At 46.2% G+C, this 24,867-nt stretch carries 30 protein-coding genes and 1 pseudogene; 24 read left to right on the top strand and 7 right to left on the bottom strand.

Translation table 11 applies throughout. The features are described from left to right. The first annotated feature begins 77 nt into the window (after positions 1–77). The 20 genes and pseudogenes from ACLVWU_RS00675 to ACLVWU_RS00580 all read left to right on the top strand — a co-directional run bounded on the left by ACLVWU_RS00675 (position 78) and on the right by ACLVWU_RS00580 (position 15,330). Positions 78–839, top strand: a complete 762-nt coding sequence (locus ACLVWU_RS00675) for a tetratricopeptide repeat protein (RefSeq protein WP_413576533.1) — start codon at positions 78–80, stop codon at positions 837–839. A gap of 67 nt (positions 840–906) precedes the next feature. After that, on the top strand, positions 907–1,647 hold the full coding sequence (locus ACLVWU_RS00670) for an outer membrane protein assembly factor BamD (RefSeq protein ID WP_413576532.1): 741 nt from the start codon (positions 907–909) through the stop codon (positions 1,645–1,647). Continuing rightward, positions 1,644–2,369, top strand: a complete 726-nt coding sequence (locus ACLVWU_RS00665) for a tetratricopeptide repeat protein (protein WP_413576531.1) — start codon at positions 1,644–1,646, stop codon at positions 2,367–2,369. The genes ACLVWU_RS00670 and ACLVWU_RS00665 overlap by 4 nt, the downstream gene beginning before the upstream one ends. 14 nt (positions 2,370–2,383) lie before the next feature. Then, complete coding sequence (gene hpt / locus ACLVWU_RS00660) at positions 2,384–2,902, top strand: hypoxanthine phosphoribosyltransferase (protein ID WP_413576530.1); 519 nt, start codon at positions 2,384–2,386, stop codon at positions 2,900–2,902. A 220-nt stretch (positions 2,903–3,122) separates the two neighbouring features. Then, positions 3,123–3,617: pseudogene (locus tag ACLVWU_RS00655) on the top strand (MCP four helix bundle domain-containing protein); the annotation flags it as partial. A gap of 12 nt (positions 3,618–3,629) precedes the next feature. Then, positions 3,630–4,601, top strand: coding sequence for a methyl-accepting chemotaxis protein (locus ACLVWU_RS00650; protein ID WP_413578815.1), 972 nt, complete (start codon positions 3,630–3,632; stop codon positions 4,599–4,601). Positions 4,602–4,617: 16 nt separating this feature from the next. After that, entirely contained in the window at positions 4,618–4,926 is a 309-nt protein-coding gene (locus ACLVWU_RS00645; protein WP_413576529.1) for a hypothetical protein, read from the top strand. A gap of 143 nt (positions 4,927–5,069) precedes the next feature. Beyond that, positions 5,070–5,258 carry a Flp1 family type IVb pilin gene (locus ACLVWU_RS00640; RefSeq protein WP_340598297.1) on the top strand — a complete coding sequence of 63 codons (189 nt, stop codon included), beginning with the start codon at positions 5,070–5,072 and terminating at the stop codon, positions 5,256–5,258. A 25-nt stretch (positions 5,259–5,283) separates the two neighbouring features. Further along, complete coding sequence (locus ACLVWU_RS00635; protein WP_413576528.1) at positions 5,284–5,472, top strand: hypothetical protein; 189 nt, start codon at positions 5,284–5,286, stop codon at positions 5,470–5,472. Next, positions 5,469–5,726, top strand: coding sequence for a hypothetical protein (locus ACLVWU_RS00630; RefSeq protein WP_413576527.1), 258 nt, complete (start codon positions 5,469–5,471; stop codon positions 5,724–5,726). Before ACLVWU_RS00635 ends, ACLVWU_RS00630 begins: the two co-directional genes overlap by 4 nt. A gap of 13 nt (positions 5,727–5,739) precedes the next feature. After that, positions 5,740–6,381 carry a hypothetical protein gene (locus tag ACLVWU_RS00625; RefSeq protein ID WP_413576526.1) on the top strand — a complete coding sequence of 214 codons (642 nt, stop codon included), beginning with the start codon at positions 5,740–5,742 and terminating at the stop codon, positions 6,379–6,381. Beyond that, a complete protein-coding gene (locus tag ACLVWU_RS00620; RefSeq protein WP_413576525.1) occupies positions 6,375–6,881 on the top strand; it encodes a hypothetical protein in 507 nt (168 codons plus the stop codon). Before ACLVWU_RS00625 ends, ACLVWU_RS00620 begins: the two co-directional genes overlap by 7 nt. Positions 6,882–6,890: 9 nt before the next feature. After that, on the top strand, positions 6,891–7,808 hold the full coding sequence (gene cpaB / locus ACLVWU_RS00615) for a Flp pilus assembly protein CpaB (protein ID WP_413576524.1): 918 nt from the start codon (positions 6,891–6,893) through the stop codon (positions 7,806–7,808). Positions 7,809–7,850: 42 nt separating this feature from the next. Continuing rightward, on the top strand, positions 7,851–9,374 hold the full coding sequence (locus ACLVWU_RS00610) for a BON domain-containing protein (RefSeq protein ID WP_413576522.1): 1,524 nt from the start codon (positions 7,851–7,853) through the stop codon (positions 9,372–9,374). A 53-nt stretch (positions 9,375–9,427) separates the two neighbouring features. Beyond that, entirely contained in the window at positions 9,428–11,647 is a 2,220-nt protein-coding gene (locus ACLVWU_RS00605) for an ATPase, T2SS/T4P/T4SS family (protein WP_413576521.1), read from the top strand. 3 nt (positions 11,648–11,650) lie between these two features. Further along, positions 11,651–12,526, top strand: coding sequence for a type II secretion system F family protein (locus ACLVWU_RS00600; RefSeq protein WP_413576520.1), 876 nt, complete (start codon positions 11,651–11,653; stop codon positions 12,524–12,526). 30 nt (positions 12,527–12,556) lie between these two features. Further along, positions 12,557–14,209, top strand: coding sequence for a DUF6531 domain-containing protein (locus ACLVWU_RS00595; RefSeq protein ID WP_413576519.1), 1,653 nt, complete (start codon positions 12,557–12,559; stop codon positions 14,207–14,209). Positions 14,210–14,221: 12 nt separating this feature from the next. After that, a complete protein-coding gene (locus tag ACLVWU_RS00590) occupies positions 14,222–14,512 on the top strand; it encodes a hypothetical protein (RefSeq protein WP_413576518.1) in 291 nt (96 codons plus the stop codon). Positions 14,513–14,704: 192 nt separating this feature from the next. After that, positions 14,705–14,902, top strand: coding sequence for a hypothetical protein (locus ACLVWU_RS00585; RefSeq protein ID WP_413576517.1), 198 nt, complete (start codon positions 14,705–14,707; stop codon positions 14,900–14,902). A gap of 248 nt (positions 14,903–15,150) precedes the next feature. Beyond that, positions 15,151–15,330: a hypothetical protein gene (locus ACLVWU_RS00580; protein WP_413576516.1), complete on the top strand. Its 180-nt coding sequence runs from the start codon at positions 15,151–15,153 to the stop codon at positions 15,328–15,330. On the opposite strand, the gene ACLVWU_RS00575 is transcribed toward ACLVWU_RS00580, so the two are convergent. From ACLVWU_RS00575 to ACLVWU_RS00565, 3 genes are read right to left on the bottom strand one after another with little or no spacing between them, the layout of a single operon-like run. Next, positions 15,331–15,591 carry a hypothetical protein gene (locus ACLVWU_RS00575; protein ID WP_340598284.1) on the bottom strand — a complete coding sequence of 87 codons (261 nt, stop codon included), beginning with the start codon at positions 15,589–15,591 and terminating at the stop codon, positions 15,331–15,333. It abuts the gene before it with no gap. After that, entirely contained in the window at positions 15,578–15,970 is a 393-nt protein-coding gene (locus ACLVWU_RS00570; protein ID WP_413576514.1) for a response regulator, read from the bottom strand. The genes ACLVWU_RS00575 and ACLVWU_RS00570 overlap by 14 nt, the downstream gene beginning before the upstream one ends. Before the next feature lie 42 nt (positions 15,971–16,012). Next, complete coding sequence (locus tag ACLVWU_RS00565) at positions 16,013–17,194, bottom strand: hypothetical protein (protein ID WP_413576513.1); 1,182 nt, start codon at positions 17,192–17,194, stop codon at positions 16,013–16,015. 77 nt (positions 17,195–17,271) lie between these two features. Between ACLVWU_RS00565 and ACLVWU_RS00560 the strand changes: the two genes are divergently transcribed. Next, positions 17,272–18,840, top strand: coding sequence for a hypothetical protein (locus tag ACLVWU_RS00560; RefSeq protein WP_413576512.1), 1,569 nt, complete (start codon positions 17,272–17,274; stop codon positions 18,838–18,840). A 131-nt stretch (positions 18,841–18,971) separates the two neighbouring features. Here the strand turns inward: ACLVWU_RS00560 and groL are convergent, their stop codons facing one another. The 4 genes from groL to ACLVWU_RS00540 all read right to left on the bottom strand — a co-directional run bounded on the left by groL (position 18,972) and on the right by ACLVWU_RS00540 (position 22,399). Further along, complete coding sequence (gene groL, locus ACLVWU_RS00555) at positions 18,972–20,618, bottom strand: chaperonin GroEL (protein WP_413576511.1); 1,647 nt, start codon at positions 20,616–20,618, stop codon at positions 18,972–18,974. Positions 20,619–20,647: 29 nt separating this feature from the next. After that, positions 20,648–20,935 carry a co-chaperone GroES gene (groES, locus tag ACLVWU_RS00550; RefSeq protein WP_168196705.1) on the bottom strand — a complete coding sequence of 96 codons (288 nt, stop codon included), beginning with the start codon at positions 20,933–20,935 and terminating at the stop codon, positions 20,648–20,650. A gap of 208 nt (positions 20,936–21,143) precedes the next feature. Continuing rightward, complete coding sequence (locus ACLVWU_RS00545) at positions 21,144–21,713, bottom strand: hypothetical protein (protein ID WP_413576510.1); 570 nt, start codon at positions 21,711–21,713, stop codon at positions 21,144–21,146. 119 nt (positions 21,714–21,832) lie between these two features. After that, positions 21,833–22,399 carry a hypothetical protein gene (locus ACLVWU_RS00540; protein WP_413576509.1) on the bottom strand — a complete coding sequence of 189 codons (567 nt, stop codon included), beginning with the start codon at positions 22,397–22,399 and terminating at the stop codon, positions 21,833–21,835. A gap of 106 nt (positions 22,400–22,505) precedes the next feature. Between ACLVWU_RS00540 and ACLVWU_RS00535 the strand changes: the two genes are divergently transcribed. The 3 genes from ACLVWU_RS00535 to ACLVWU_RS00525 are packed head-to-tail and all read left to right on the top strand — an operon-like array spanning position 22,506 to position 24,810. Continuing rightward, positions 22,506–23,477: a hypothetical protein gene (locus ACLVWU_RS00535; protein WP_413576508.1), complete on the top strand. Its 972-nt coding sequence runs from the start codon at positions 22,506–22,508 to the stop codon at positions 23,475–23,477. Beyond that, the gene (locus ACLVWU_RS00530; protein ID WP_413576507.1) at positions 23,474–24,298 is read left to right on the top strand and encodes a metallophosphoesterase family protein; all 825 of its coding nucleotides are present in this window, start codon (positions 23,474–23,476) and stop codon (positions 24,296–24,298) included. Before ACLVWU_RS00535 ends, ACLVWU_RS00530 begins: the two co-directional genes overlap by 4 nt. Beyond that, on the top strand, positions 24,274–24,810 hold the full coding sequence (locus tag ACLVWU_RS00525; RefSeq protein ID WP_413576506.1) for a hypothetical protein: 537 nt from the start codon (positions 24,274–24,276) through the stop codon (positions 24,808–24,810). Before ACLVWU_RS00530 ends, ACLVWU_RS00525 begins: the two co-directional genes overlap by 25 nt. The last annotated feature ends 57 nt before the right edge of the window (positions 24,811–24,867 follow it).

Here is a 24,867-nt window from a genome sequence, read left to right as displayed (position 1 = left end):
CCGTCCAGTTTACTCTTCGCTCTGGACTAAGACAAGACACCCGGCTAAACTTCGAGACTATGACAACGCGATTCATTGTGTTCTTTTTTACTCTTATTTTGCCCACCTTGGCTTGGACTCAAAATGCGGATTTCGCTGCTTTGTTTAACCAGGGCACTCAGCATTACGCGGCGAAAGATTACGAAAAATCACGTGACGCATTCGCCAAAGCGCTCGAGCTGGATCCCCATAACGCAACCACACTCACAAACTTGGCTTTAGCCCAGTACCAATTGGGTAAAAAGCCCTTGGCAGTGGGTCTTTTTCGTAAAGCTCTCGCATCTGATCCCGACTTAAGCCAAGCGCGATCTGGACTAAAGTTTGCTTTAGGACAAATGGATGTGAAGGATATTCCTCACCAAATTGAAACCTATGAAACCGTGCGCAGAAAGTTACTGGCTCCCGTATCCCAGACTGCGTATCTGATTACGACCGCCTTGTTTTTATTTGCAGCCGGCTGGATTTGGATTGGCTTTATGGGGCAGCGCCGACGTGCATTGGCCGACGAAACGTCACTTCCTGGTGTTCCGATCATCGGCAGCTTGTTGGGTTTGGGATTTTTACTATCCATCACGCTTTTGGGATTGAAGATTTATGATCAATCCATCATTCGCGCGACGATTGTTGAAGACAAGGTTTCGTTGCAGGCAGCTCCCGGAGACAACCAAGCCACCTTATTGGATGTGTTCGGTGGCATGGAAGTTATTGTACAAAATGAAAATGCAGAATGGTCGCAAGTGACTTTTCCGGGATCTATCACGGGTTGGATTAAGAAATCTGCCATACTTCGCACCAATTGACTCTGATAGCAGTGCGCCATAAGCCCCTTCATTGACAGTAGGTTCTGGACCAAAATATGATATCGGCATGCTAAAAACGCTCCGAGTCATGACACTTATTTGCGCAGCAGGATTCTTGATGTCCGGTTGCTCCACTATGGAAAGAAACGCCGACACTCCTGAGGGTGCATTCGCTATTGCCGAAGAGTTCGACAAAAGCGAGCGCTACGAAGAAGCCATTCGTCGCTACACGGAAGTAAAAAACAAATTCCCGTACAGCAATTTTGCAACGAAAGCTGAACTGGCAGTAGCAGATGTTTACTACAAACAAGAATCCTACGCTGAAGCACAAGTGGCATATCAGATGTTCAAAGAGCTTCATCCAACGGTTCCAAATTCAGACTACGTTCAATTCCGTTTGGGTGTGAGTTATTTCAATCAGTTGCCTTCAACGATTGATCGCGATTTATCTTTGGCAAATGATACCATCCTCAATCTTAGTGATTTGATTAGGAAATATCCAAACTCTGAATACGTAAAAGAAGCTTCTGAAAAGCGTTCTGCCACAATTAAAATGTTGGCTGAAAAAGAAGATTACATCGGTAACTTCTACTTCATCCGCGAGATCTATGGCAGCGCCTTGAAACGCTACGAGGGTTTGTATTCAAACTACAAAAACCTGGGACTTGATGCCCGCGCTCTTTCACGCATTGTGATCTCTGCCAGAAAAATCGGAGATGATCCGAAAGCAAACAGATACATGGCCATCCTTGAAAAAGACTTCCCGGGCAGCTCTGAACTTAAACAGGCTGAAAAGGAGATGAAGTGATTCATTCCCTTCAAGACGACATGATTTCTGAAGCCCGTGGATATTTTATTAACGGGAACTACAAAATGGCCGAGCCTATTTTGAGTCAAATGCTTCTGCAAAACACTCGCAATCCCGAGGTTTATCAGATGCTGGCGACCATTGCCTATGACAAGGGTCAGTTCAGCAAAGCTATCAAAACATTCAAACGCGCTTTGGAAATTGATCCAACTTACACTGACGCCAGCGTTGGTTTGTCGATTATTCTGAATGATTTGGGCAAATACGATGAAGGCAAACAGGTTTTTCTGGATGCTCAAGCCCAACTTGATAAAAAATCCGGCAAACAAGATCCGTTCGTCGATGAAAAACTTGCTTCCAAACATGAAGAGCTGGCGGACCTGTATTATCAGTACAAGCGCTACAACGAGGCGTTGGAACAACTTTTAAAAGCGCAGAAGCTTTCCAGCCGTAAAGCGGAGATCACTTTGCGTGTTGCTGAAGTAAATGTGCAGTTGAATCAAACGGAACGCGCCATCAAGGACCTGAAATCTTTGATCCGCGAGTACCCGCACCTTATTCCAGCTCGCCTAAAGCTTGGGGCAATCTACTACAACTCAAACAATATTGCTGAAGCCACGGAACAATGGGAGAATATCCTCATTCGAGATCCACAACATCCCGAAGCTCTTCGTTATCTGAAGATGGCGCAAGCAGCAGGCATTACATCAATTGATTTGTAGAATCAGAGGCGCAAATGGCATTACTTAAAGAACAAATGGTTCCTTTCCTGACTAAAGAAGAAATCACAGAGTTGGTTTCTGATCTGGCGAAACAAATCGAAAGCGATTACGAAGGCAAAGAAGTCATTTTCATCTGCCCTTTGCGTGGCTCCATGCACTTTACAGCCGATTTGATGAGACAAGTAGATCTGACTCAGCAAGTGGACTTCGTTTATGTACAGGCGGTCGAGCGCGGTGGCGCGATTAAAATCGTAAAAGACATTTCCGTGAACATCGCTGGCAAACACGTTTTGATCGTTGAGGAAATCATCGATACAGGACGTACATTGAGCTTCCTAAGAAGCCGTTTGTTTGCATCAGCTCCAGCATCTTTGAAAATCGTGGCGTTGTTGGACAAACCTGCCCGTCGCGAATTGCCTATCAAAGCTGATTATATTGGTAAAACTATTGATGACCGTTATGTGGTTGGCTACGGAATGGATTCTGAGGAAGTTGGAAGAAACTATCCTGATATCTATACGATGAAAAACTAGTTAATTTTTGTTTACGAAACAACGACGTTAACTACGAAAAAGATAACGACACAAAATACGTATAAAATTACCATCTGTTTTTGCATGACTGACCTCTAAAACTGAATTTAGGGGTCTTTAGGACCTTGGTCAACATATCCCCAATTAAATTTTAAAGCCTTATGAGAACTGGACCTAAGTTCCACTGTTAAGATTCCGACAAATTAGTTCGGAGGACATAATGTCTAAGGTCTCTTTAAAAAGTCGCTTTTTATTCATCGCAGGGCTTTTAATTCTGATTTGTCTGCTGACTAATGCGTTTTCACTATACGAATTGAAAGCACAAAACACAGTTACTTCCGAAATTGCAGAAATCTGGCTTCCTATCGTTGGCAAAACCGCGGATATCAATATCAACGTAGTCAACTATCGCAAGCTTGAATTCAATCTCTTGGCAACAACAAGTACTGATGAGCGCAAGCTGGTCGTAGACGAGATGGATTCCCTCATGGGAAACATCACCATCTATTCAAAGGTTTTGGATCCCTTACTGACTACAGATGAGCTTCGTAAATCCTATGAATCTTTTTTGACAAACTGGGAAAGCTATCAGGCTGAAAGTGAGAAATTCAAAGCAGCCCTGGATAAGGAAGACACAGCCTTGGCAGAAAAAATTCTTCAAGACAGTTCTGCCAAGTTCTATGACGAATCCTACAAATCCCTGAAATCCCTGACTGACGCCAGTTATATGGCGGGAGTGGATAAATCAGAAGCTGCCGCAAAACTTTTTAAATACACTTTCTTTTCCATTATCGGAGTCACGGCATTTTTCGTTCTTATGGGTCTGATTGCGAGCTTCTTAAATATTCGCAGCGTACAAAAATCACTTCGTACAGTGGCCGACGGGCTTGATTCAAGTTCCCACGTCGTCGGTTCACGCACTGAAGGCCTGGTAAAATCCAGTGAATCGATCTCCAGCAACACCACCAGCACCGCTGCTTCACTGGAAGAAATCGTGGCCACAATGGAAGATCTTAGTCAGACTGTGCGAAAGAACTCTGAAAGCTCTACCGAGGCTGCTAAGATTTCGAAAGATGGTCAAGATGCCGTCACTCACGGCCAAAGCAAAATCCATTCGCTTATTAAGGTGATGTCCGAGATTTCGGCGAACTCCAAAAAAATCACCGAGATTCTGGATATGATTGATGACATTGCCTTTCAGACAAATCTTCTGGCACTGAATGCCGCGGTTGAAGCTGCCCGTGCTGGGGAACAGGGAAAAGGTTTTGCCGTGGTGGCTGATGCCGTTCGCGCACTGGCGCAAAAGAGTGCTGATGCCGCGAAAGAAATTTCCGGATTAATCACCGAGGCAAATGCTAAAAGCCAAACCGGCGTGGAGCTGGCAGCTGACAGTGAAAAATCACTGAAAGCCATTGTTGATAATACAAATCACGTGTTCCAATTGATTCAGGAAGTCGCACAAGGCTCGCAAGAACAAACACACAGTATCGACCAGGTGAAGCAGGCCCTGACTTCCATCGACGAAAGCTTACAAGGAGTTGCAGCATCCATGGGCAATGTCACGAGTGCCTCTGAAGATATGCAAACGCAAGCCAGCGAATTGGGATCGATGATGACACAATTGCATGTTCTGGTAGGTGAAAAAAATAAGAAAGATTCAATTAAACCCGCTGAGGACGCAGATTCCACGGCGGCATAAACAGGAGACCACAAGAATGAAAACAGCATTGATGATGACCGTTGTGACTTTGATGATGGCTCAGAACGCTATCGCAGGTGAGTGCACGATCACAGTCGACCGCACACCATGCGCCGGTAAAGAAGTCGAGGCTAGGAAGCCCTACAATGGAAAAAATCCTACTGAAGAGGCTAAAAAACTGGACACTGCAGAGGCTTGCGAAAAATGGGCTGAAAAAAGCTCCAAGATTGTTCGCAAAGGCACTTTAGCGGAAAAAAAGGTTACACTTAAGTTTGATGGCAAAGATTTAGGCAAGACTTTCTCGGATAAGGCCGAGTGTAAATAATTTGTACGACAGTTTTCAATAAAACAGGAGGTCTAGCCCTCCTGTTTTCCCATTCTGAGACACTACTAAATCCACAATCTGTAGTGAATTCCCTTAAGACAATCCCCAAATGAGCCGATACGAAACCATAAGGGGGAACATCAATGCAAAAGTTTAAGAACTTTTCCAAGAATCTTTTAAAGAACAAACAAGGTCAGGGTGCTACAGAGTACATCCTCTTGCTGGTGGTTGTTGTCGGTTTGGTTATGATCTTCAAGAAAGACATCCAGTCCACAGTGACTGACAAGATTTCAGAACTACGCGGATCTATTGGCGGAATCACTTCTGAATAGTTTCTTTAGCTAGTACGGAGATCGCATGACGATTGAGTATGTCCTGCTGATGATTGCAATCCTAGGAATCGGGCTGAAAGCATTTATTTCAGCTCCGTCCGAGGCGTTTCGTGGATCAGGTCCACGATTGGCTGCTCGCGTGGAAAAGCAATTGGACACAGGACAAGGCTTCAAGCCGAAAGGCGCTCGTCTGGAATGGAGTGCGATCAAATGAGAAAGTCATTCGTTGCGAACCGCAAAGGCCAGCTTGTCATCGAAGCCGTTTTGTTAATGGTGGTGATGGTTGGAATTTTTGTGGCCAGCATGAATGCACTTCGTGGATCCAACTTCTTGGCGAAAATGGTTACCGGTCCGTGGGATCGTGTTGCTGGTATGATGGAAAGTGGTGTTTGGAGCCCTGCAAAGGACGCTCGTCAAAAACATCCTAACCAAAGAAACCGCGGCATTTCCATTGACCCGAACCGATAGATTTGAGGAGACAATGAGAACAATCTCGAGTCCTCACATGATCATTAATAATTCACAGGGCATGATCTCTGTGGATTTTATATTTTCTTTGATCCTGTGTGCGGGACTGTGCATGGTTATGTTCGCATTGACCTTTACCCTTTCCATGGCAGAAATTGCCCAATACATCACTTTCTCTACTTCCCGTGCCTATGCGGCAGGCCACATTGATCCAGACAAACAAAATGAAATGGGTCAGAACAAATTCAAAAGCCTGATGAGCAATGGCACATTGAGCCCGTTGTTTACTACATCCAACGCTGGCTGGTTTAAACTTTCCAATCTTGAACTTCGTGGCGGCGGCGCCAGTGGTCAGGATTTTTCCAAAGATTACCCCTACGAAGACGGACGTCTTCCACAAACCGGCGCGCGCCTGACTTTCAGTGCCCGTGTACTTGCGATGAGAATCGCCTTCCTGGGCCGCACGACAGAAGATGGTGAAGCTCCTGAGGCAAAACTGACAGCATTTCTGATTCGCGAACCCACCCAGCAGGAATGCTGGGATCTGCAGATTAAAAAACGTTATGAAGCAATTGTAGATCTGGATTCCAGATTCGGAATCCTGGCCGACAGGTACCGGAATAAATATGTACCGATGGAGGATAACGGATGTTGAAGTCCAAGAAAAGCCTCCTGAACAATGAAAAAGGCTCTGCGATGATCGAGGTAATCCCGGTCATCTTTGTCATTGTTACGTTCATCACTTTCTCATTGGGATTCTTTGGTGCCATTCATTCCGGCATTCTGAATTCCATTGCGGCAAGAAACTATGCGTTTGAAACATTCAGACACCGTTCAAACCTGACATACTTCCGTAACACGGGAAATATGGAAAATGCCCAACTAAGCTATGCAGCCATGAGCATGCGCTTGCATGGAATCAACTCCGAGGACTCACCTAAAGATGGTACTCCTGATTGGTTTGCGACAACTCGCCCGATCAATATCAATCTAATGGCGAGTCAGAAGGAAGTTGAGAACTCTGGATCTAAGAACGAACACAATCAGCAGATTCCTTTTTTAAAAGAAGAAGAACGAAACGAACGAGTCGGCGTGAACCCCATTTGGATCAAATCCCAATACGGAATTTGTCTGAATGCAGCTTGTGGAACTTAGGAGAAGACAATGGGATCAAACGAAACTAGAAATTTATGGCTTTCAATTGGCGCAGGAATCTTCGCCACGTTCCTGTTGTATAGCTATTCCCAGGAAAAGAAAGCAGAATACGACAAGCGTTTCGGTTCCACAAAACGTGTGGTGGTGGCCAAGGAAGACATCGCAGAAATGCAGACTATCTATGACACTATGGTTGAAACCAAGGACATGCCGGCAGACTTTATCCAGCCAGATACAGTGACTGTTCCTGATGAAATCATCGGTAACGTGGCCGCAGTTCCTATCCGCAAAGGCCAAATGGTAGTTAAGAACAATCTTTTAACCCCAGGACCAGATACGGGTATTGCCCTGCAAGTTGCGCCAAGCAAACGTGCGGTAGCTCTTCCTGTTGATGAAATCCGTGGTGTGGCAAAGCTTATCCGCCCAGGTGATCGCATTGATATTTACAGTGCTGTGGATTCTGGAAAAGGTGTGGCGCAACGTCGTGAAGTGTTCCTGCTTATGAGTGACGTGCCGGTTTTGGCGACGGGCCTAAGTGTCGTGAACAACATTCCGCGTATGTTTGAATTGGATTCATCAGGAAAGAATCTGAATCAGATCGCCTTAACAGGTGACACTAAGTACGCAACCATCACGGTTGAGGCCAGCCCGAAAGAAGCACAGGATTTGTTTTACATTCTTTCCACAGCACCTGGAAACTTGTTCTTTGCTTTAAGAAATCCAAGCGATCGCACCATCCCTGTTCGTGCTCCAAGCTCGACATCGGATTCGGTACTTGGAAAACCAATGGTATCCCTGGATGCCCCACCGGCTATGCCTGTGGCTCCTCCGGTCGTGATGCCGCAACAACGAATGATGCAACAACCAATGCAGCAACGAGCACCACAACCGACGCAACCACGCAGGAATGGGTTTAAGACTCTGTAGTATTTGAGATTGTTTTTGGGGAATTGTAATTTAGGGGGAAACATGAAACATATGCTGCTTACACTGGGGCTTTCGTTAAGTCTTTGTGGAATTGTCGCGCATGCGGAAGATGATCTTTCAGCCACGCCGTCAACATCCAGCGAAGACAGCAGTGGTGCGTTTCGTTCGCGTAAGTTCATCAATCTGACTTTGGGAATTGAGCAGGATGAAAAACTGCCGCCACTTCCTGATAATGTCGAATTCAAAGGCGACTTCCGTCGCGTGGTGACTGCTGACTACTCGAAGGATCTTAACGTGATTCGCTTTGTGCCACGCACAGAGGGTTTCGCGACAATGACGATTCATGACAAGCGCAATGGTAAAGTTGTCGCTGAGTATCGCATCGACGTTAAGAAAAGCAAACTCGACAAAATCGTGCGTGAGATGCGCTCTTTATTGGGTGATATCGAAGGCATTAACATCAAAATCGTAAATGACAGAGTCGTGGTTGACGGTCAGATCCTGCTCCCTAAGGATATGGCCCGCATCTATAACGTTGTCGCTCAATTTGGTAATAACGCTTCTTCAATTGTGACCCTAAGCCCCCTGGCACAAAAGAAGATCGCTGAATTTATCGCCCGTGATATCAACAATCCTGAAATTGAAGTCCGCTCGGTGAATGACAAAATCATTCTGCAAGGCTGGGCAAACAGTCAGGAGGAGTCAGCTCGTGCAGAGATCATTGCGAAAACCTATCTTCCAGCCCGCATTGTGGATGCCGCTGTGGAAAAAGGTGTTATCGTCGAGCGTAAACCAGCCAACGACGGTATTATCAATCTTATCCAGATCAAGGAGTCAGCTCCGAAGCCACCTCCAAAGATGATTCAACTTGTGGTTCACTACGTGGAACTGCAAAAAGACTATTCTAAGAATTTCAAATTCCAGTTTACACCAGAGCTTGGTGACAACTCGCAGATGACTTTCCAAACTGGTGGTTCAGCTGCTGGTGGTATCGTCAGTTCTATCACGGGTACGGTATCCAACCTGTTGCCTAAGCTTAACTGGGCAAAACAACATGGTCAGGCGCGTGTTCTTGAAAGCACCAGCTTGATCGTTGAAGACGGTAAGAAAGGTGAAATCAAACAGATCACCAATCAGCCGTACACTGTACTTGGACAAAACGGTACGACAGGTACTGCGTTTGCCGAAGTGGGTATTGTGACGACAATCACGCCTGTGCTTATGGGTGAAAAATCCGGAAGCGTGCGCATGGATATGGCCTTTAAAGTATCCAGCATGATCGGCAGTACGCCTGCAGGTGCTCCAATCACCAGCGCCAACGAGATGACAAGCTCCGTGGTCGTACGTGACCGCCAAAGTGCTGCTGTGGGTGGTCTGATCCGCAACTCATCATCAACTGGTTACAATCGTCCAGCTGGACAGAAGAATCCAATCATCAGCTTGTATGCATCCAAAGAGTTCATGAAGCAACAAAGTCAGTTTGTGGTTTTCGTGACTCCGGTTGTGAAGACATCAGCAAGTGCCGGGTCTGAACAAATTAAGAAAAAATTCCGTTTGCGCGACTAACGTCGCGTATACGGATTGAACATCGAAGCCGATAAGTTAAGCGGAGGTCCGCATTGGCTATCAATCCGAATTGTAATCTCATCGCTGTTGTTGGTGGTAAAGGAGGCGTGGGTAAGAGCGTCTTCGCCGCGAACTTTGCCTGCGCCTTGATGACCGAACTTCGTACTCAGGTTTTACTTATCGACGCCGATTCAAAATCCGTCGGTGATCAAAACGTGATTATGGGTCTTAAGCCTGTAAAAACCCTAAAGGAACTTTCCACCTTCCAGGGCTCCCTGAATTCACAACCCATGAATACTCTTGTGACGATGCATGCCTCTGGTTTGGGGTATGTGGGCGCAGTCCGTGGACCTGAAGAGTCTTTGAATATTTCTCCTGATCTTCTGGGCAAGCTCATGGAGTTCTTCTCCCGCGCATTCAAATTTGTTGTCGTTGACGTTGGTAATGACCTGGGACCTGCACAGATGGCAGTTCTTCAGGAAGCAACCGCGATCATGATCGTGACGACACCGGAAGTTCTGGTGGTTACGCAAACACAAAGATTGATCAACGAATTGCTTTCAGCCACTTTTCCAAAAGATATGTTCCAACTGGTGGTGAACAAGGCTTCACCAACGGGTTTGTCGCCTCAGGCAATCTCCAATCAATTGCAACTGCCATTCCTGGGAATTATTCCTCAGGATGAGGCGACGACAATGATGGCTTTACAAAAGTATTCGCCATTCATTATCAGCTCTCCGAAATCACCTTTGACAGCTTCGTACTTTGATTTGTCACGCAAGCTTACAGGCGGAGTTTTACAACGTCTTAAAACATTAACACGTCCAAAACCTGCTCCAGCAGCATCCGAAGGTTCCAATGCCCCGGCGATTGCGGGTGGCAATGGCATGGATCCACGCACGATCCTGAAGATCCGCGTGCACAATGAACTTATTCGCACTGTCGATCTGAAGAAACTTCTGACCGACACCAAGCAGGATGAGAACAAAGAAAAAGAAGTCCGCGAGAAAACCAAGCGCGAGATCACAGTCATCGTCGACAAGGAAGCTCCGGAACTGGTTCGCGAAGAGCGCTCCAAGATCATCAAAGAGGTTCTGGAAGAAGCCTTGGGCCTGGGTCCTTTGGAGGACTTGCTGGCAGATCCGGCTGTGACCGAGATCATGGTGAACGGATTTAAGAAAATCTTCGTCGAGAAAAGTGGTAAAGTTTCATTGAGTCCGGTGACATTCACCTCCAATGATCACCTTCGCCGTATTATCGAGCGCATTGTCACGCCATTGGGTCGTCAGATCAATGACTCCACTCCTTACGTGGATGCCCGTCTTAAAGACGGTTCGCGTGTGAACGCAGTCATTGAGCCGCTGTCTATCGACGGACCCGCTTTAACGATTCGTAAGTTTAAAAAAGGCGGTATCACCGCTGAAAAGTACATGGAATACGGCAGTATCACCAAGAACATGATCGACTTCCTGCGCCTGTGCGTGGAAAACGGTTTGAACGTGGTGATCTCTGGCGGTACCGGTTCAGGTAAAACATCTTTGCTGAACATGCTGTCCTCTTACATCCCTTCCAACGAGCGTGTTATCACGGTCGAGGATGCGGCCGAGTTGCAATTGCAACAGGAGCACGTAGTCCGTCTTGAAACCCGCCCCGCTTCCATGGAGGGCAGCAATGCCATCCATATTCGTGATTTGATCAAGAATGCCCTGCGTATGCGTCCTGATCGCATTATCGTCGGTGAGTGCCGTGACGGCGCTGCCCTGGATATGTTGCAGGCCATGAATACAGGTCATGATGGCTCAATGACTACCACGCATGCCAACAGTCCTCGTGAATGTGTCGCGCGTCTGGAAACTCTTTGTATGATGTCGGGCATGGAACTTCCTATCCGTGCGATCCGCGAGCAAATTGCCGGAGCGGTGAATTTGATTGTTCAGATTTCCCGTCTTTCAGATGGTAGCCGTAAAATTCTAAGCATCACAGAAGTCGCGGGCATGCAGGGTGACGTTGTTACTTTGGCAGAAATTTTCCGCTTCAAAGAAACTGGTTACGATAAGAATCGCAGAATCCAGGGTGCATTCCAAGCGACAGGTACAATCCCAAGCTTCATTCAAAAGTTGAGTGACAAGGGTGTTGTTATTCCGCGTGAGATCTTCAGTAATGAACCCGCCGCCGCCAAGGCTCCGGCGGGCACGCCCGCGGCCGGGGGAAGCGCTCCAGGTCTAATGCCGAAGATGCCGGGTGGGGTTGTGCCGCCTAAGAAGGTTGGATAGTTTATGAGTTTCTTGTTCAAGGAATGGATTATGATTCCCGTGTTTGGCATCTGTGTTTTCACAGTTGTCATCCTATGGGCTGATAAAGCCATTGCTTGGCTTCATAAGCGCAGCCTTGGTCAACGCGAAGAAGTTATCCGCATGATGCGCCTGATGGGCATGGAAGCGGATCAAAAAAAGATCACAATACTAATTCTGCTGATGAGCTTCGGTATTGGTGCATTGGTATTCCTGGTGTTTTGGCCAAGTGTCGCTGTGGGTGCCTTCTTCGGCGCCTCGGTCACAGTTGCAGGCTGGCAACTGCCTTTGTTGATCGTTCGTATGCTTTATGAAAAACGTTGTACAGCATTCGTGGACCAAATGGTTGACGGTATCACTATCATGGCCAACGGTATTAAAGCGGGTTCAAATCCCCAAGAGTCCATGAAGCGTGTTGTGGAAATTATGGGAAACCCTATCAGCCAGGAGTTTTCACAGGTTCTGTATCAAATGCAGGTCGGTGACAGCTTTGAAAGCGCCTTGAATGACCTTGGCAATCGCATTCCCCGTCCTGACGTCCAGATGTTTGTAACCTCCATCAATATACTTAAAGAGACCGGTGGTAATCTGGCAGAGACTTTCCAGACAATCGTCTTGGTAATTCGCGAACGTCAGAAGGTTGAGAAAAAAATTCAGGCAATGACGGCGCAAGGTCTTATGCAAGGGATCATCGTCACTCTAATTCCATTTTTCTTAATGGGTGTTTTTTTAGTCATCGATCCCACCTTTATCAAGCCCATGTTCAATACCACCCTAGGTCTAGTGTTGCTGTTCGCGATGCTGGCCCTGCAAATTATCGGTGGTGTCATTATCAAAAAACTTGTTACCATCAAAGTGTAGTCCGTCAGTTTCAGGGAAGAGGTAAAAATAATGAAGAAGGCACTTATTGCAGTGGCCATTCTTTTCTCGACACAGGCGCATGCTCTTGTCGACATGAAGAATGCCAACTATTCCAATACGTGGATAGACATGGACGTACCAGGCACTGGTTACGATCTTAAAATTGTTAGAACCTACAACAGCCGTTCACTATTTAACGGAATGTTTGGCTTTGGTTGGTGCTCTGATTTCGAGACCAGCATGGAAGTTAATGCCGAAGGCAATATCAAAGTAAAAGAGTGCGGTGGCGGTATGGAAGTCACTTTCTCCCCGCGCGAAGTTTCCAGAGCCGATGTTGACAACACAATTTCTCAGATCATCAACAAGATGAAGGCAGAGAAAAAAGTCGGCGTGACTGACGCCTACCTGACTTCCTTGAAAACAGAGCTTGTCGAAGACGACAGCACTCGTACAGAGCTTGCAAGAAAGTACGGCATCATCGTTCCAGTTAAAGAAGGAACGAAGTTCTTTGCCAACGGTCGTGAAGTTGAAAACTTCATGTTCAACAAAACTTACTACACGCGCACCCTTCCAGACGGTTCAGCTCAGCGCTTCAACCTTCAGGGCGCACTGACTCACATTTACGACAAGAACGGCAACGTTCTGAAGTTCGAGTACGATAAAAATCAGCTGGCGAAGATCGAAGACAACAACGGTCGTCGTTTGACGTTCAAGTACTATCAAAACAAGAAAGTTAAATCCATTACGGGACCAAACGGTCTTAACGTGGACTACAAATTCGCAAATCTTGATGACTTGGCTTCAGTTAAGAATGCCTGGAACAAAACTTACTCCTACGAATACGACGATCTTCACAATCTGACTAAAGCAACTTGGCCGGATAAAACGTTCATCGCCATTAAGTATGATAAGAAGAACGACTGGGTGACCTCTTTTGCGAATCGCGACAAGTGCTCAGAGACTTACAAATATGAATTCTCTCAGAACGACCCTGAAAATCACTATTGGTCTTCAGTTAAGAAAGTCTGCGGCAAAGAAGTTGTTGCTGACGATAAGTACGAGTTCTGGCACAGACAACGCCCTGACGGTCAGTACTTCCTTCAACGTGTAATGACGACCATCAATGGTAATGTTACAGACATCAGCTATCATGAGATCTTCGGTAAGCCGACTGGCATCCGCAGAAACTCAGAGCGTATTTCCTACGAATACTATCCAGATGGTCTGGTAAAAGTAAAAGCGACACCAGCAACGCGCATGGCGTTTGAGTATGATTCAAAGATCAAAAAAGTGACTCAGGTTTCCACGACGTTCTTTAATCAAAAAGGACAGAAGGTTACTGCGAAGGCCACACAGTTTAAATATGACGGTAAAGGCAATCTGAACTATGCACAAAATTCAGATGGTCAAAAGATCTCGATGACATATGATAATCGCGGTCGTATTGCTACTATCACCGATCAAGCCAAAAAAGTGGTTAAGATCGAGTACGAAGAGCGATATGGCAAGCCATCCATCGTGACTCGTCCTGGTTTGGGTACTATTCAGGTATCCTATAAACCAAATGGTGAAATCAATAAGGTGGACAGTAAAGAAGGTCCGTCAGTGGCAATGCAAGTGGCCAGCACATTCAATAACTTGCTCGACATTATCGCGCCTGCAACTGCAGAGCTATATCTCTAAGGGGATTTCGGTATGAAGAAGATCTTAATGGTTATGATTTTCGCCTTAGTCGGCACAGTAATGTCAGCTTCTCCACTTGCAGCTAATGCTCAGGGCACGACAAATCCTGGCTCTGATCCAGCTGAAGAAGTTTCTCAAGGCAAGAGCACTGATGCAGGCGTTAGTGCTCCTGGTTGTACTAAATGCCAAATTTATCAAAGACATGAGCGTCTATTGGATAAAACAGCATTTAATCCCAACAAGAATACCGGGGAATCTACAAGCTCCGGTAAAGCTAGCGGACAAAAAGGTATTGACGACTAATAGCTGTTAACTTCCTTAACAGCCAAGGTACAAAAAAAGGCTCCTTACAAAAGGGGCCTTTTTTATTGCCCAACGACCATCGTTAACCCCTTGAAAACACGCGGTCTTTATTTCCCGCCCCGGCGCCAAAGCTGGCATATCCACTGCAATACTCCTGTATGAAGTTATATTTCACTTCAAAGGAGAATACCTATGAAAGCTCTTAAACTAATGATCGCGTTTGCTATTGCTACAACAGCTTCTGTTTCATTTGCAGAACCAGCGTGCAATGGCCAATCTCCAGTAAGAAATCTAGCTCCTAAAGCTGCCGTTCAACGCGTTGCTGCCTCTAAATCCGTAACACCTCCGGCGAAGGCAAAAGCAGCTAAAGGTATCAACGACAGAAGCTAATCGCTTATACAAACCCAGCATGCTGGTGAGTGCCTTCCCCCGGGGTGCTCACTATCATGCTTGGAATAGTCTGATCACTTCCTTGCCAGCAGTGCGCGCAAAACGGCGCGGTCTGGTGCCGTTGTCTCATTTTGAGATTTGATTTTTCTAAGTGGTTGAAATCTGGTGAATGAATTCCCGGTCTGAAACACCCTGTTTGGCATGTCGGATGCATTAGATGTCAGTATCCAACGCACAAAGGGGATCATATGAAAATCGCAGCTTTTATCACAATCGTAGTTTTCGCAATGTCTTCCACTTCATTCGCAGCAACTTGCGGTACTCGCAACAAAAGCACCCTTTTCAAAAACACGGCTGCAACAACTTCAAACATCGCTGCAACACAATCCAACATTAAAGTTGCTTCTACTCAAAGAGCTGTTCAGTAGTTAGCGAACAGCCTTTTCGTGCGAACCTTCCTGAAAGCCATCCACAGTGCTGACGACCCCGTCTTTAACATGCACTGTAAGATTCTTAAGCGCCATAGCGCCCCCTGCAGCAGCACTTTGGATATACTGAGACACCGTTGATCTTTGCAACCAACGGAACGCATAGGATTCAACCGAAGCGCCGCCCACTTTTACCTGAGACAACACAATCAACAACATCGTAAATACCAATGTCTTTAATACGAACTTAACCTCTTCCATGAGTTGACTCCCCCAGCTGCGGTAAAACTTTTGAAACAACCTGCAATAAAACTTCTTTTGAGAATGGCTTCGTGACGTAGGCATCGAACCCGGCTTCGTGCGCCTTTTCGATCATCGCATCACTATCAATCGTAGAGCATCCGATGATTTGAATATCGGGATGAGCTTCCTTAATCGCACGCGCAGTTTCCAGGCCATTTCTTAATGGCATAACCATATCCAGGAAAACCAAGTCGGGCAGAACAGAATCCACCAAACGGATTCCATCATTACCATTCTCGGCTTCGCCGACACAGAGGTGTCCAGCAGCGCTCATAATATTTTTAATGAGTTCACGCAGAAATGCGGCATCATCGATGATTGCGAAACGTATCTTCATGGCTTCAGTATAGAAGCCATACCGCCTTTTGATGAGTGGATTTTAGTTCCCCCAACGATAGCCTAGGGAAAACATGCAGGCCGAGTTAGTTACGCTGACATTCTTAGGTGTAGCACCTGTACTTGGGTCTGGTTGGGACGCAGAACCGTCAAACATATTCTTTTCTGCCGAGGCTTCAAGTCCCCACAGAATCTGACTGGAACGTGACAATCTCCATTCGCCACCCAATTCCAACGCCAGGCGGGAGTTCTCCCCAACGGAACCGGAATGAATGTCAGAGGCATTGCCTAATTCTGAATGCTGCAAACGAGGGAAGAAGGTTCCGCCATACACCCAAGCGTATTCAATCGATGAAGGAACGCGAACCTTCATGCCAATGCCAAGTCCTGAAGTACTGATTCCCACACGGTTTGCGGCATCTGTTGGCGGCTTCATTTTGCTATCGCTGTAAAGAAGTGCAAACTCCAGGGAGTTCGCCTTGCGTGATGTTCCGAAGTACTTGCGGAAATTCAAACCAACATCAAATTGCTCATACTTCACAGCTACGCGGGAACCATCTGCCTCCATAGAATCAATGTCGGATCCTAAGGAGAAAATAAACTTGCCGCTAACACCAATAAGAGGTGTCAGCCAAACATTGGCCTTAAAACGAAGCGCATTGTAAAAGCTTTGATAGTCACGGAAGGAATAGTTCGACTGGGAGTCATTGTAGACAGCCATCGGGGAAATTTCGACTTCCAATCTGTTATTGCGAATATCATCCGGGTGGATCGTTTCAGCGTAGTAGTCGTAGATCTTGTCGGCTTTGTTAGTGAATAATGCCTCAGCTTGAGCAGCAATACTCGGCTCTACTACTGCTGGAGCCGGAGATTCAGAAGCCACCACAGGTGCTGCCGTTGAAACCGGAGTTACTTTTACGGCCGTTGGTGCAGGAACTGGCGTTGGCGCAGGTGCAGCCACTACCGCCGGAGAAGTTTCTACTGAAGCTGCTGGAGTTGCAACCGCTTGTGTTTCAGTGGCCGCAGGAGTTTTATCTTCCTTCAAGGTCACTGAAACCTCAGGGACCGCCGCTTGCGCGGGATTGCGATTCAGCTTGGCTGGAGTTGAACCTTTTCGAACCTCATAGCGTCCAGTTGAAAAACCTTCCAGACTAGACTGTGCGTGGGATACTGAACCAAGAAGTGAGATCGCCATCATCAATGTAAAAAGAGAATGCATTTTCATAAAAATTATTTCGGCAACGGTCCGAATTACTTGACCCAAAATTGACGACTTTTCATTCGACGTGCAGAATTAAATTTATGAAAATAAAATTTCTAATCAGCTTCGTTGTATTTGCATTCACAGCTCAGACTTTTGCCCAGAATGCCTATGTCAGTCCAGTCGACCAAGATCTCGCAATCAAGTCGATTGTGCTGGTACCAACAACAGACAACATTGGCGGAATTTACTCCCGACCGGTTGAAGAGCAACTTCGTCAGCAACTTAACGAAGACAAACAGTGGTCTTTGCAAAGTTATCCAAAGAATCTTGATATCAAATCAGAACTGCTTGATGAAGCACCGGCTCAAGTGCAAAAGCTTTTGCAAGCCGCAAAAGCTAACGCAGCTCTTACGACAAAAATCATTCGCGGACCTCGCGGCATCTCGATTACGATGACACTATTTGTGGGGCGCGATGGTTTCCCACTGCTGCAGGAATCCCTGGTGGATTACAAAGGCTTCGATACTGCTGACATAAAAACTCAAGCTTCTATTTTGCTAAGTAATATCAAAAACAGAATGCCCTTCCGTGCAGAAATCCTAAGTCGCCGCGGACAACAAGTAACATTGAACTTGGGCAGCAACTATGGCTTGAAAATGGACAGCCGCGTATCCGTTGTTCAAATCATCAAGGTCAACCGCCATCCAAAACTGAACTTCATGGTCAGCACTGAAAAGGAAGTTCTGGGGCGGGTAAAGCTTTTCAAAGTTGAACCGTATCTAAGCTTTGGTTATATCGAACTTGAAAAAGATCCAGGTGTTATCACGGTGGGCTCGAAGGTAATGCCGGATGAGTTTGTAAAGTACTCAACACCGGTGACAACTCCATCAGGAAAAATTCTTACAGACATCACCACTCGTCCTGATAAAGACGTCGCATTTGGTGATGATCCAAAAGAGTGGGCTCCAGAGCCGCCCCCACAATACGGTAAAGTCGAAGTCTTGGCGGGTTTCTCGTCATATTCTCAAAATACAAAACTAACCACTCCGACGGCTCAATCCGTGTCGGGGAATGCAAATCTGGCACCGAACCTCCTGGTGCGCGGCGAGCTTTGGATCAATCCAGAATGGTATGTGGGTCTAAGCCTTCGCCAGTCTGTGTTCTCGATCGACAACGGACTTCCGGGCTCAACCCCGGGATCTCTAAACACCAGCATGTCGCAGTATTCTGTGACTGGTGGCTACAATTTCCTGCTATCCAACGACTTCTTTGGTCCGAAGATTCAATTAAGTGCGGGCTATCAGGATACGAACTTCAAAATCGATGACAGCACACCCGTGGCGTTCACTTCCAACAAGTATGGTGGATTGATGATCAGCTTGGGAGGCTCATTCCCACTGGGTCCCGAAATTCCGATGGAGCTGGGTGGTAAGTTTGATTTATTTATGAATCCAACAATGAGTGAATCACCAAACTCAGGATCTGGTACAAGCAGCACCATAAACAGCTTCAGCTTCTTTGGCAGCTATCGCTTAAAGCCAAAGTTTGCGATCAAGGGTGAATTGCTATTTGAGAATTTCAGCTCTGATTATAAATCAACTGCAGATCGCAGCACTGTCAGTCACAAGATGACGACATTCCTGGGCGGGATTGAATACCTGTTCTAAGTAACAGCTACCAAATTTTGGACATAAAAAAAGCCTGGGATGAAACCCAGGCTTTTTAGTTTGGACAGAGGACAATCCTCCTTCGCTAAAGCTTCGGCGGATAATCCGCCATAGCCTTCGGCGACGGCGGATTACATCATGCCACCCATACCACCCATGCCGCCCATATCGTGGCCGCCACCAGCTGGCATTGGAGAATCTTTCTTAGGTGCTTCTGCGATCATAGTCTCAGTAGTAAGCATCAAAGAAGAAACTGAAGCTGCGTTAGTTAGAGCGCAACGAACAACTTTAACTGGATCGATAACACCGTCTTTGATCAGGTCAGTGTATTCGTCAGAGTATGCGTTGAAACCCCAAGAAGCAGATTTGTTTTGAAGGATACGATCCAAAACGATCGCACCATCAAGACCTGCATTTGCAGAGATTTGACGAATTGGCTCTTCGCAAGCGCGCTTGATGATAGTCGCGCCAAATGCTTCTTCATCAGAGAATTTGGATTTATCAACTTTTTGAGAAGCGCGAAGCAAAGCAGTACCACCACCAGCAACGATACCTTCTTCAACAGCTGCGCGAGTCGCGTTCAAAGCGTCTTCTACGCGGTGTTTTTTCTCTTTCATCTCAACTTCAGAAGGAGCACCAACGTGGATAACAGCTACGCCGCCAGCCAATTTAGCCAAACGTTCTTTCAATTTTTCTTTGTCGTAATCAGAAGAAGTTTCTTCGATTTGACCTTTGATAGCGCTTACGCGACCAGTGATGTCAGCTTTTTTACCAGCGCCATCAATGATAGTCGTGTTGTCTTTATCAACAACGATACGTTTCGCAACACCAAGATCAGCGATAGTCGCTTGCTCAAGTTTGCGGCCGATATCTTCAGAGATAACTTTTGCGCCAGTAAGGATCGCGATGTCTTCAAGCATAGCTTTACGACGGTCACCGAAGCCTGGAGCTTTAACAGCACAGATATGAAGAGTGCCGCGAAGTTTATTAACAACCAAAGTTGCCAATGCTTCACCGTCAACGTCTTCAGCGATGATCAACAATTGACGACCTTGCTTAGCAACGCCTTCAAGGATGGAGATCATGTCTTTCATAGAAGAGATTTTTTTGTCGTATACAAGAACGTAAGCGTTCTCAAGAACTGCTTCCATTCTTTCTGCGTTAGTTACGAAGTATGGAGACAAGTAACCACGGTCGAATTGCATACCTTCAACTACTGTAACTTCAGTTTTAGCAGTTTTGGATTCTTCGATAGTGATAACGCCTTCTTTACCAACTTTATCCATAGCGTCTGACAACATTTGACCAATTTCTTTGTCATTGTTTGCAGAGATAGAACCAACTTGAGCAACTTCGTTTGAACCTTTAACCGGTTTCGCCATGGCTTTTAGTTCGTCGATAATGATTGCAACCGCTTTGTCGATACCACGTTTGATAGACATTGGGTTGTGACCTGCAGAAACCAGTTTAGCGCCTTCGCGGTAGATCGCTTGAGCCAAAACAGTTGCAGTAGTTGTACCGTCACCGGCTTCATCATTAGTTTTGGAAGCAACTTCCTTAACCATTTGTGCGCCCATGTTTTCGAATTTGTTTTCCAATTCGATTTCTTTAGCAACAGTTACACCGTCTTTAGTGATCATTGGTGAACCGAAAGATTTGTCGATAACTACGTTACGACCTTTAGGTCCCAAAGTTACTTTTACTGCGTTCGCAAGAGTGTTCACACCTTTAAGGATGTGTGCGCGAGCGTCTTCTGAGAATACTAATACTTTAGACATGATTTTTCTCCGTATTTAATTTCTTCGATTTAGTTGAAAACACCAAGGATGTCTTCTTCGCGCATCATCAAGTATTCTGCGCCTTCAAGTTTCAACTCAGTTCCCGCGTATTTGCTGAAAAGAACTTTGTCGCCAACTTTAACTTCAAGAGGCAGGATTTTGCCGTCTTCAGTTACACGACCTTTACCAGTCGCGATGATTTCACCTTTTTGTGGTTTTTCTTTTGCTGTATCAGGGATGAAAAGACCGCCTGCGGTTTTTTCTTCTTCCGCCATTCTGCGAACAAGAATTCTGTCGTGAAGTGGGCGAACGCCGATTTCGTTCTTAGCCATTTATTTGCCTCCGGTTAATTAGAACTTTTTTAGTTATAAATATTGATGGAGGTAATATGAACTCGCCCTAAAAAGAGTCAAGGCGAGACGCTGCAATTTTTTTGATCGGTTTCTTTGAAAGCGAGGGGCTTTAAGGTCTTAACGCGCCGAGCAGCGCGCTTTTGTAGGAAAATTATATTGAATCGAACGGGAATTAGCGACCTGATTCTTTAGTTGTATTTGTAGCACTGGCTGGAAGGTCTGACGCATGTGCGCCAAATACAGAGTTTGCATAGGCGTTCATTAGCTCTGCAATCTCTTCTGGAGATAATTTACCAGCGACATCTTTAAATGCGGCTTTCTTGTCAGGAACCTTGGTCAAATATCCTGCGAAGTAATCGGTAACTGACAGGTCTTTTGCAACTTCAAGATCGTATTGCTCCTGATTCAACTGTTTTTCCAGGGCCTCAATAGAGATATTTTGCGAAGCCACAGCCTCCATGGATTTCCCACGAGCCAAATTGGGATCTGTACCACTGGCACGACGATTCGTTTTTTGTGTGTGAATCTGACCGGTCAAATAAGTCACTTTTGTTTGGGCCGAGCTAACTTTCTCATTCTTCCACTCGCGATAGCTCTTAAACTTGGGGGCCTGAGCCATTGCGGAATTTGCAGGGCGAATAGGTGAGGATGTACCTCTAAAAGAGGGCGCCGCATGCGCAGAAAGCGCAATCACAGACATACAAATAGCGACCACCCCTGTTAGGTGTTTATACAGGCCCATCGATCCTCCAAGATCCAACATACGTGATTCGGGATCATGGAATTCAATGTTTGTGCCTGATGGTTTTATGTCCTAAATGCAATAAATGAGATCTGAACCCCCCAGGGGGACTTTTTGTGTCAATCTGAGCCGAATAAAGTCGTACACAGCGGTACACTGAAGCGCCCATAAACCTGGGTTCGCTCAACTTCCTCGGAATTAAAACGCGCCCGAACCACTCCAGAAACTCCACCCTTTTCCAGAATGTTCACAGAAGCCGCTCCTTCGTCAGCGATCAAGTTTACTTTGGATTTGCCGCCAGCGGAGTAGTCAGAAAAAATAATTGTCGGAATCAAGGAAAATGGATCCAGTGGATCGATTCTCCAACTGCCTTTGTCAAAAGGGACATACATGCGAACCTGATATTTCGAACCCACTGCAACAGCACAAGGATTATCAAAACGTTCATCCCACAGTCGAATCTCAAGAAAGGATTTGTTATTGCGCTTGAAAATATTCGCACGTCCCTGCAAGTACTTCCACTGTCGGCCTTTGATAGCGCCTTGGGCGTATTCAATTATCTCAGGATTATCAATCGGCGGAACGGGGCCTTCAAAGCCAGAGTCTTCGTGGTTTTCCGCACAAGCAGCGAAACCCAGCACAGCAAAGACGATAAGAAATTTACGTAAGACATTAGAGCTAATCATGTACTGAGGAATGCTATCTAAAAGCATTTTGGGGTACAACATGTTTTATAAAACATTTCCCCGCTCTTTTAGATGACGAATGCCTGAAGGCTATCAATAATATCTCGTGCAAAAGTTTATTCTTATTCTTCTAACTGTAGTTTTCTTCTATCAGCTTCCGGCTTTAGCAAGGCCCCTAGGCACTATTCCAGAAATTCAGGAACAAGATCTGCTGATGCTTTTTGATTTCCGTTCGGATTTATGGACTTCGCCTTACACATACAAAGACTCCCCCGTTCGAATCACCAGTGGTGAAGTGCGGGTTCCTCTGTACGCCGGTGATTCGTGGGCTATGTCAGCTGCCGCTTACACAGAATCACTGAATCTGGGAAGGACAGATTTTGAACTTGGTACCAAAGACATTTTTATAGGGAATTCGCTTAGACAGGAGTACATCGGTATCGGTGCACGCAAGACATTCGACAGTGGTGCATCCATCAGCGGATTCCTTGCCTCGGCCACTGCCAGCGACGATCCCTGGGGTTCTGGAAAAGACAAGTACACTTATGCCGCCGTCATCTATCGCAGCCGCATGATCGACGATCACAATTGGATCTTTGGTGTTGATCAGTCGCAGAATCGCGGCATTAAAAATGGCCAGCCATTTCCATATCTGGGCATCACCTATCATCTGCAAAACGATATGATTGTTTCCTTCGGATTCCCGTTTTTTAGAATGGTCTGGAAGTTTGCTGAAGACTGGGTGGGTAGTGCCTCTGTCACACCTTTTGGTATGCGTGTAGCTGCTGATAGAAAAATTAATTCAAATACTTCAGTGGGAGCATTGGCTGCACTTTCCGTTCGCTCATATTTATTTCATGAACGGGAAGAAGATGCGGATCGCTTGTTCTATCAGGAAATCATGGGCGAGGTGTTCCTGGCCCGCGATTTAACAGAAGCCACACGGGTGATTTTTGCATTGGGTGGAGCCGCCGATCGCAAGCTGTACGAATCCGAAAGAGTTTATGAACCGAATTCCCAGGTAACGACCATAAAAAGTGATTTTTACGGACGCCTGGCCGTGGAGTTCCGTCTATGATGAAGAGTTTCTTTTACGTCAGCCTCTTTGCCTTACTTAGCTCCTGCGCACCTTTCGTGGATTCGCCGTTTTCTGATAGTCTTCTGCGTCCCGAAAGAAATTTGAACGTTGAAAACGGAAATCTTGTTGGCGATGTTGCCAGCGATGGTGAGATACGTCTGGCGATTTTTTCAGATCCCCATCAAAATTATAAGGCTCTGGATAAAGTCACCTTCGGTATGAACCAAAATGGGCCCTATGATTTTATCGCAGGCCTCGGTGACTATACAAATTCCTCCTACAACCTGGAGTACGATCAATTCATCGAATCACTGTCGCGCCTAGAAGGCATCAAGCTGATGACAATCGGCAATCATGATACGATTGGCGCTGGTCCCGAGCTATTTAAGAAGGCCTTTGGTGACTTAAATTCCTATGTAGATCGCCCCGGCTGGAGATTTATATTTTTCAACTCAAACAATCTGGAAAGCCCCGAGAATTTTAGCTCGCAGTGGCTGCGAGACACCGTCGACGGCGCGTCTGGAAATGTAATGATCTTCACTCACACTCCTCTGCGCGACGAGGAAAGATTCCATGGTCAAGATGCTGCGAACATGGACTACGTTATTAAAGAAAACAAAGTGAAAATAGTCTTTAACGGCCACAATCACGTCTATCAACTGACCACCGATAACGGCACCATCATGTTGCAGTGTGGACGTTCAGAAGGGGATAATGGGGCTCATTGGCTCATTGTAAGATTGAACACTGGCTCGGGTCAGTTCTGCATTAAACGCATGGATACGTTGGAGGAAGATTGCAGTCTATCAATAAAGCCATAATTATTTTTGCAACACTCCTCGGTTGCACTGCGCACTCTGCAGAGTGGCGTGCTCTTCTTGAGCGCGCGGGCTTCATGGGCACGCTTGCAGCCGGCGTCAGCTACGAATGGACACCGGAGCATGCCAGCGATTTAAGTATCGGCGGCTATCCCATCGATTCAGAAGTCTACTATCAAACGAATATTACCTATCGCTATTCCCGTTGGAGCACACCAATCAAAGGCCACGACTGGCGCCCACTGCAGTTTGGAGCGTTCGCGGTTTACGCACTAAATACTGATCGTTATTTCCTACGCTCCCCCGACAAGTATCCTTCCAAGGGATACTATGACGAAACAGCCCTTCGTTACGGCGCAGAGTTTGGATCAACGCTAACGTTCATGCCCAGCCGAATTGGCATCGGCTACCGCGTGCGCATCTTCGATAACGGTTTGATTGCGATGTTCAACAACTCCAACCGCGATATTCAGTATTATATTTCTTCGGGATTTACTCTGCAGTACTTGTTCTAGAATGGTTAGGGACCTATCCCAGAAACTAAAAAACCACCTCTAGGGTGGTTTTTTATA

Source organism: Bdellovibrio sp. HCB290, assembly GCF_047305925.1.
Taxonomy (GTDB): Bacteria; Bdellovibrionota; Bdellovibrionia; order Bdellovibrionales; family Bdellovibrionaceae; genus Bdellovibrio.
The sequence above is the reverse complement of the archived record's forward strand: the minus strand, read 5'-3'. Positions and strand labels throughout refer to the sequence as shown.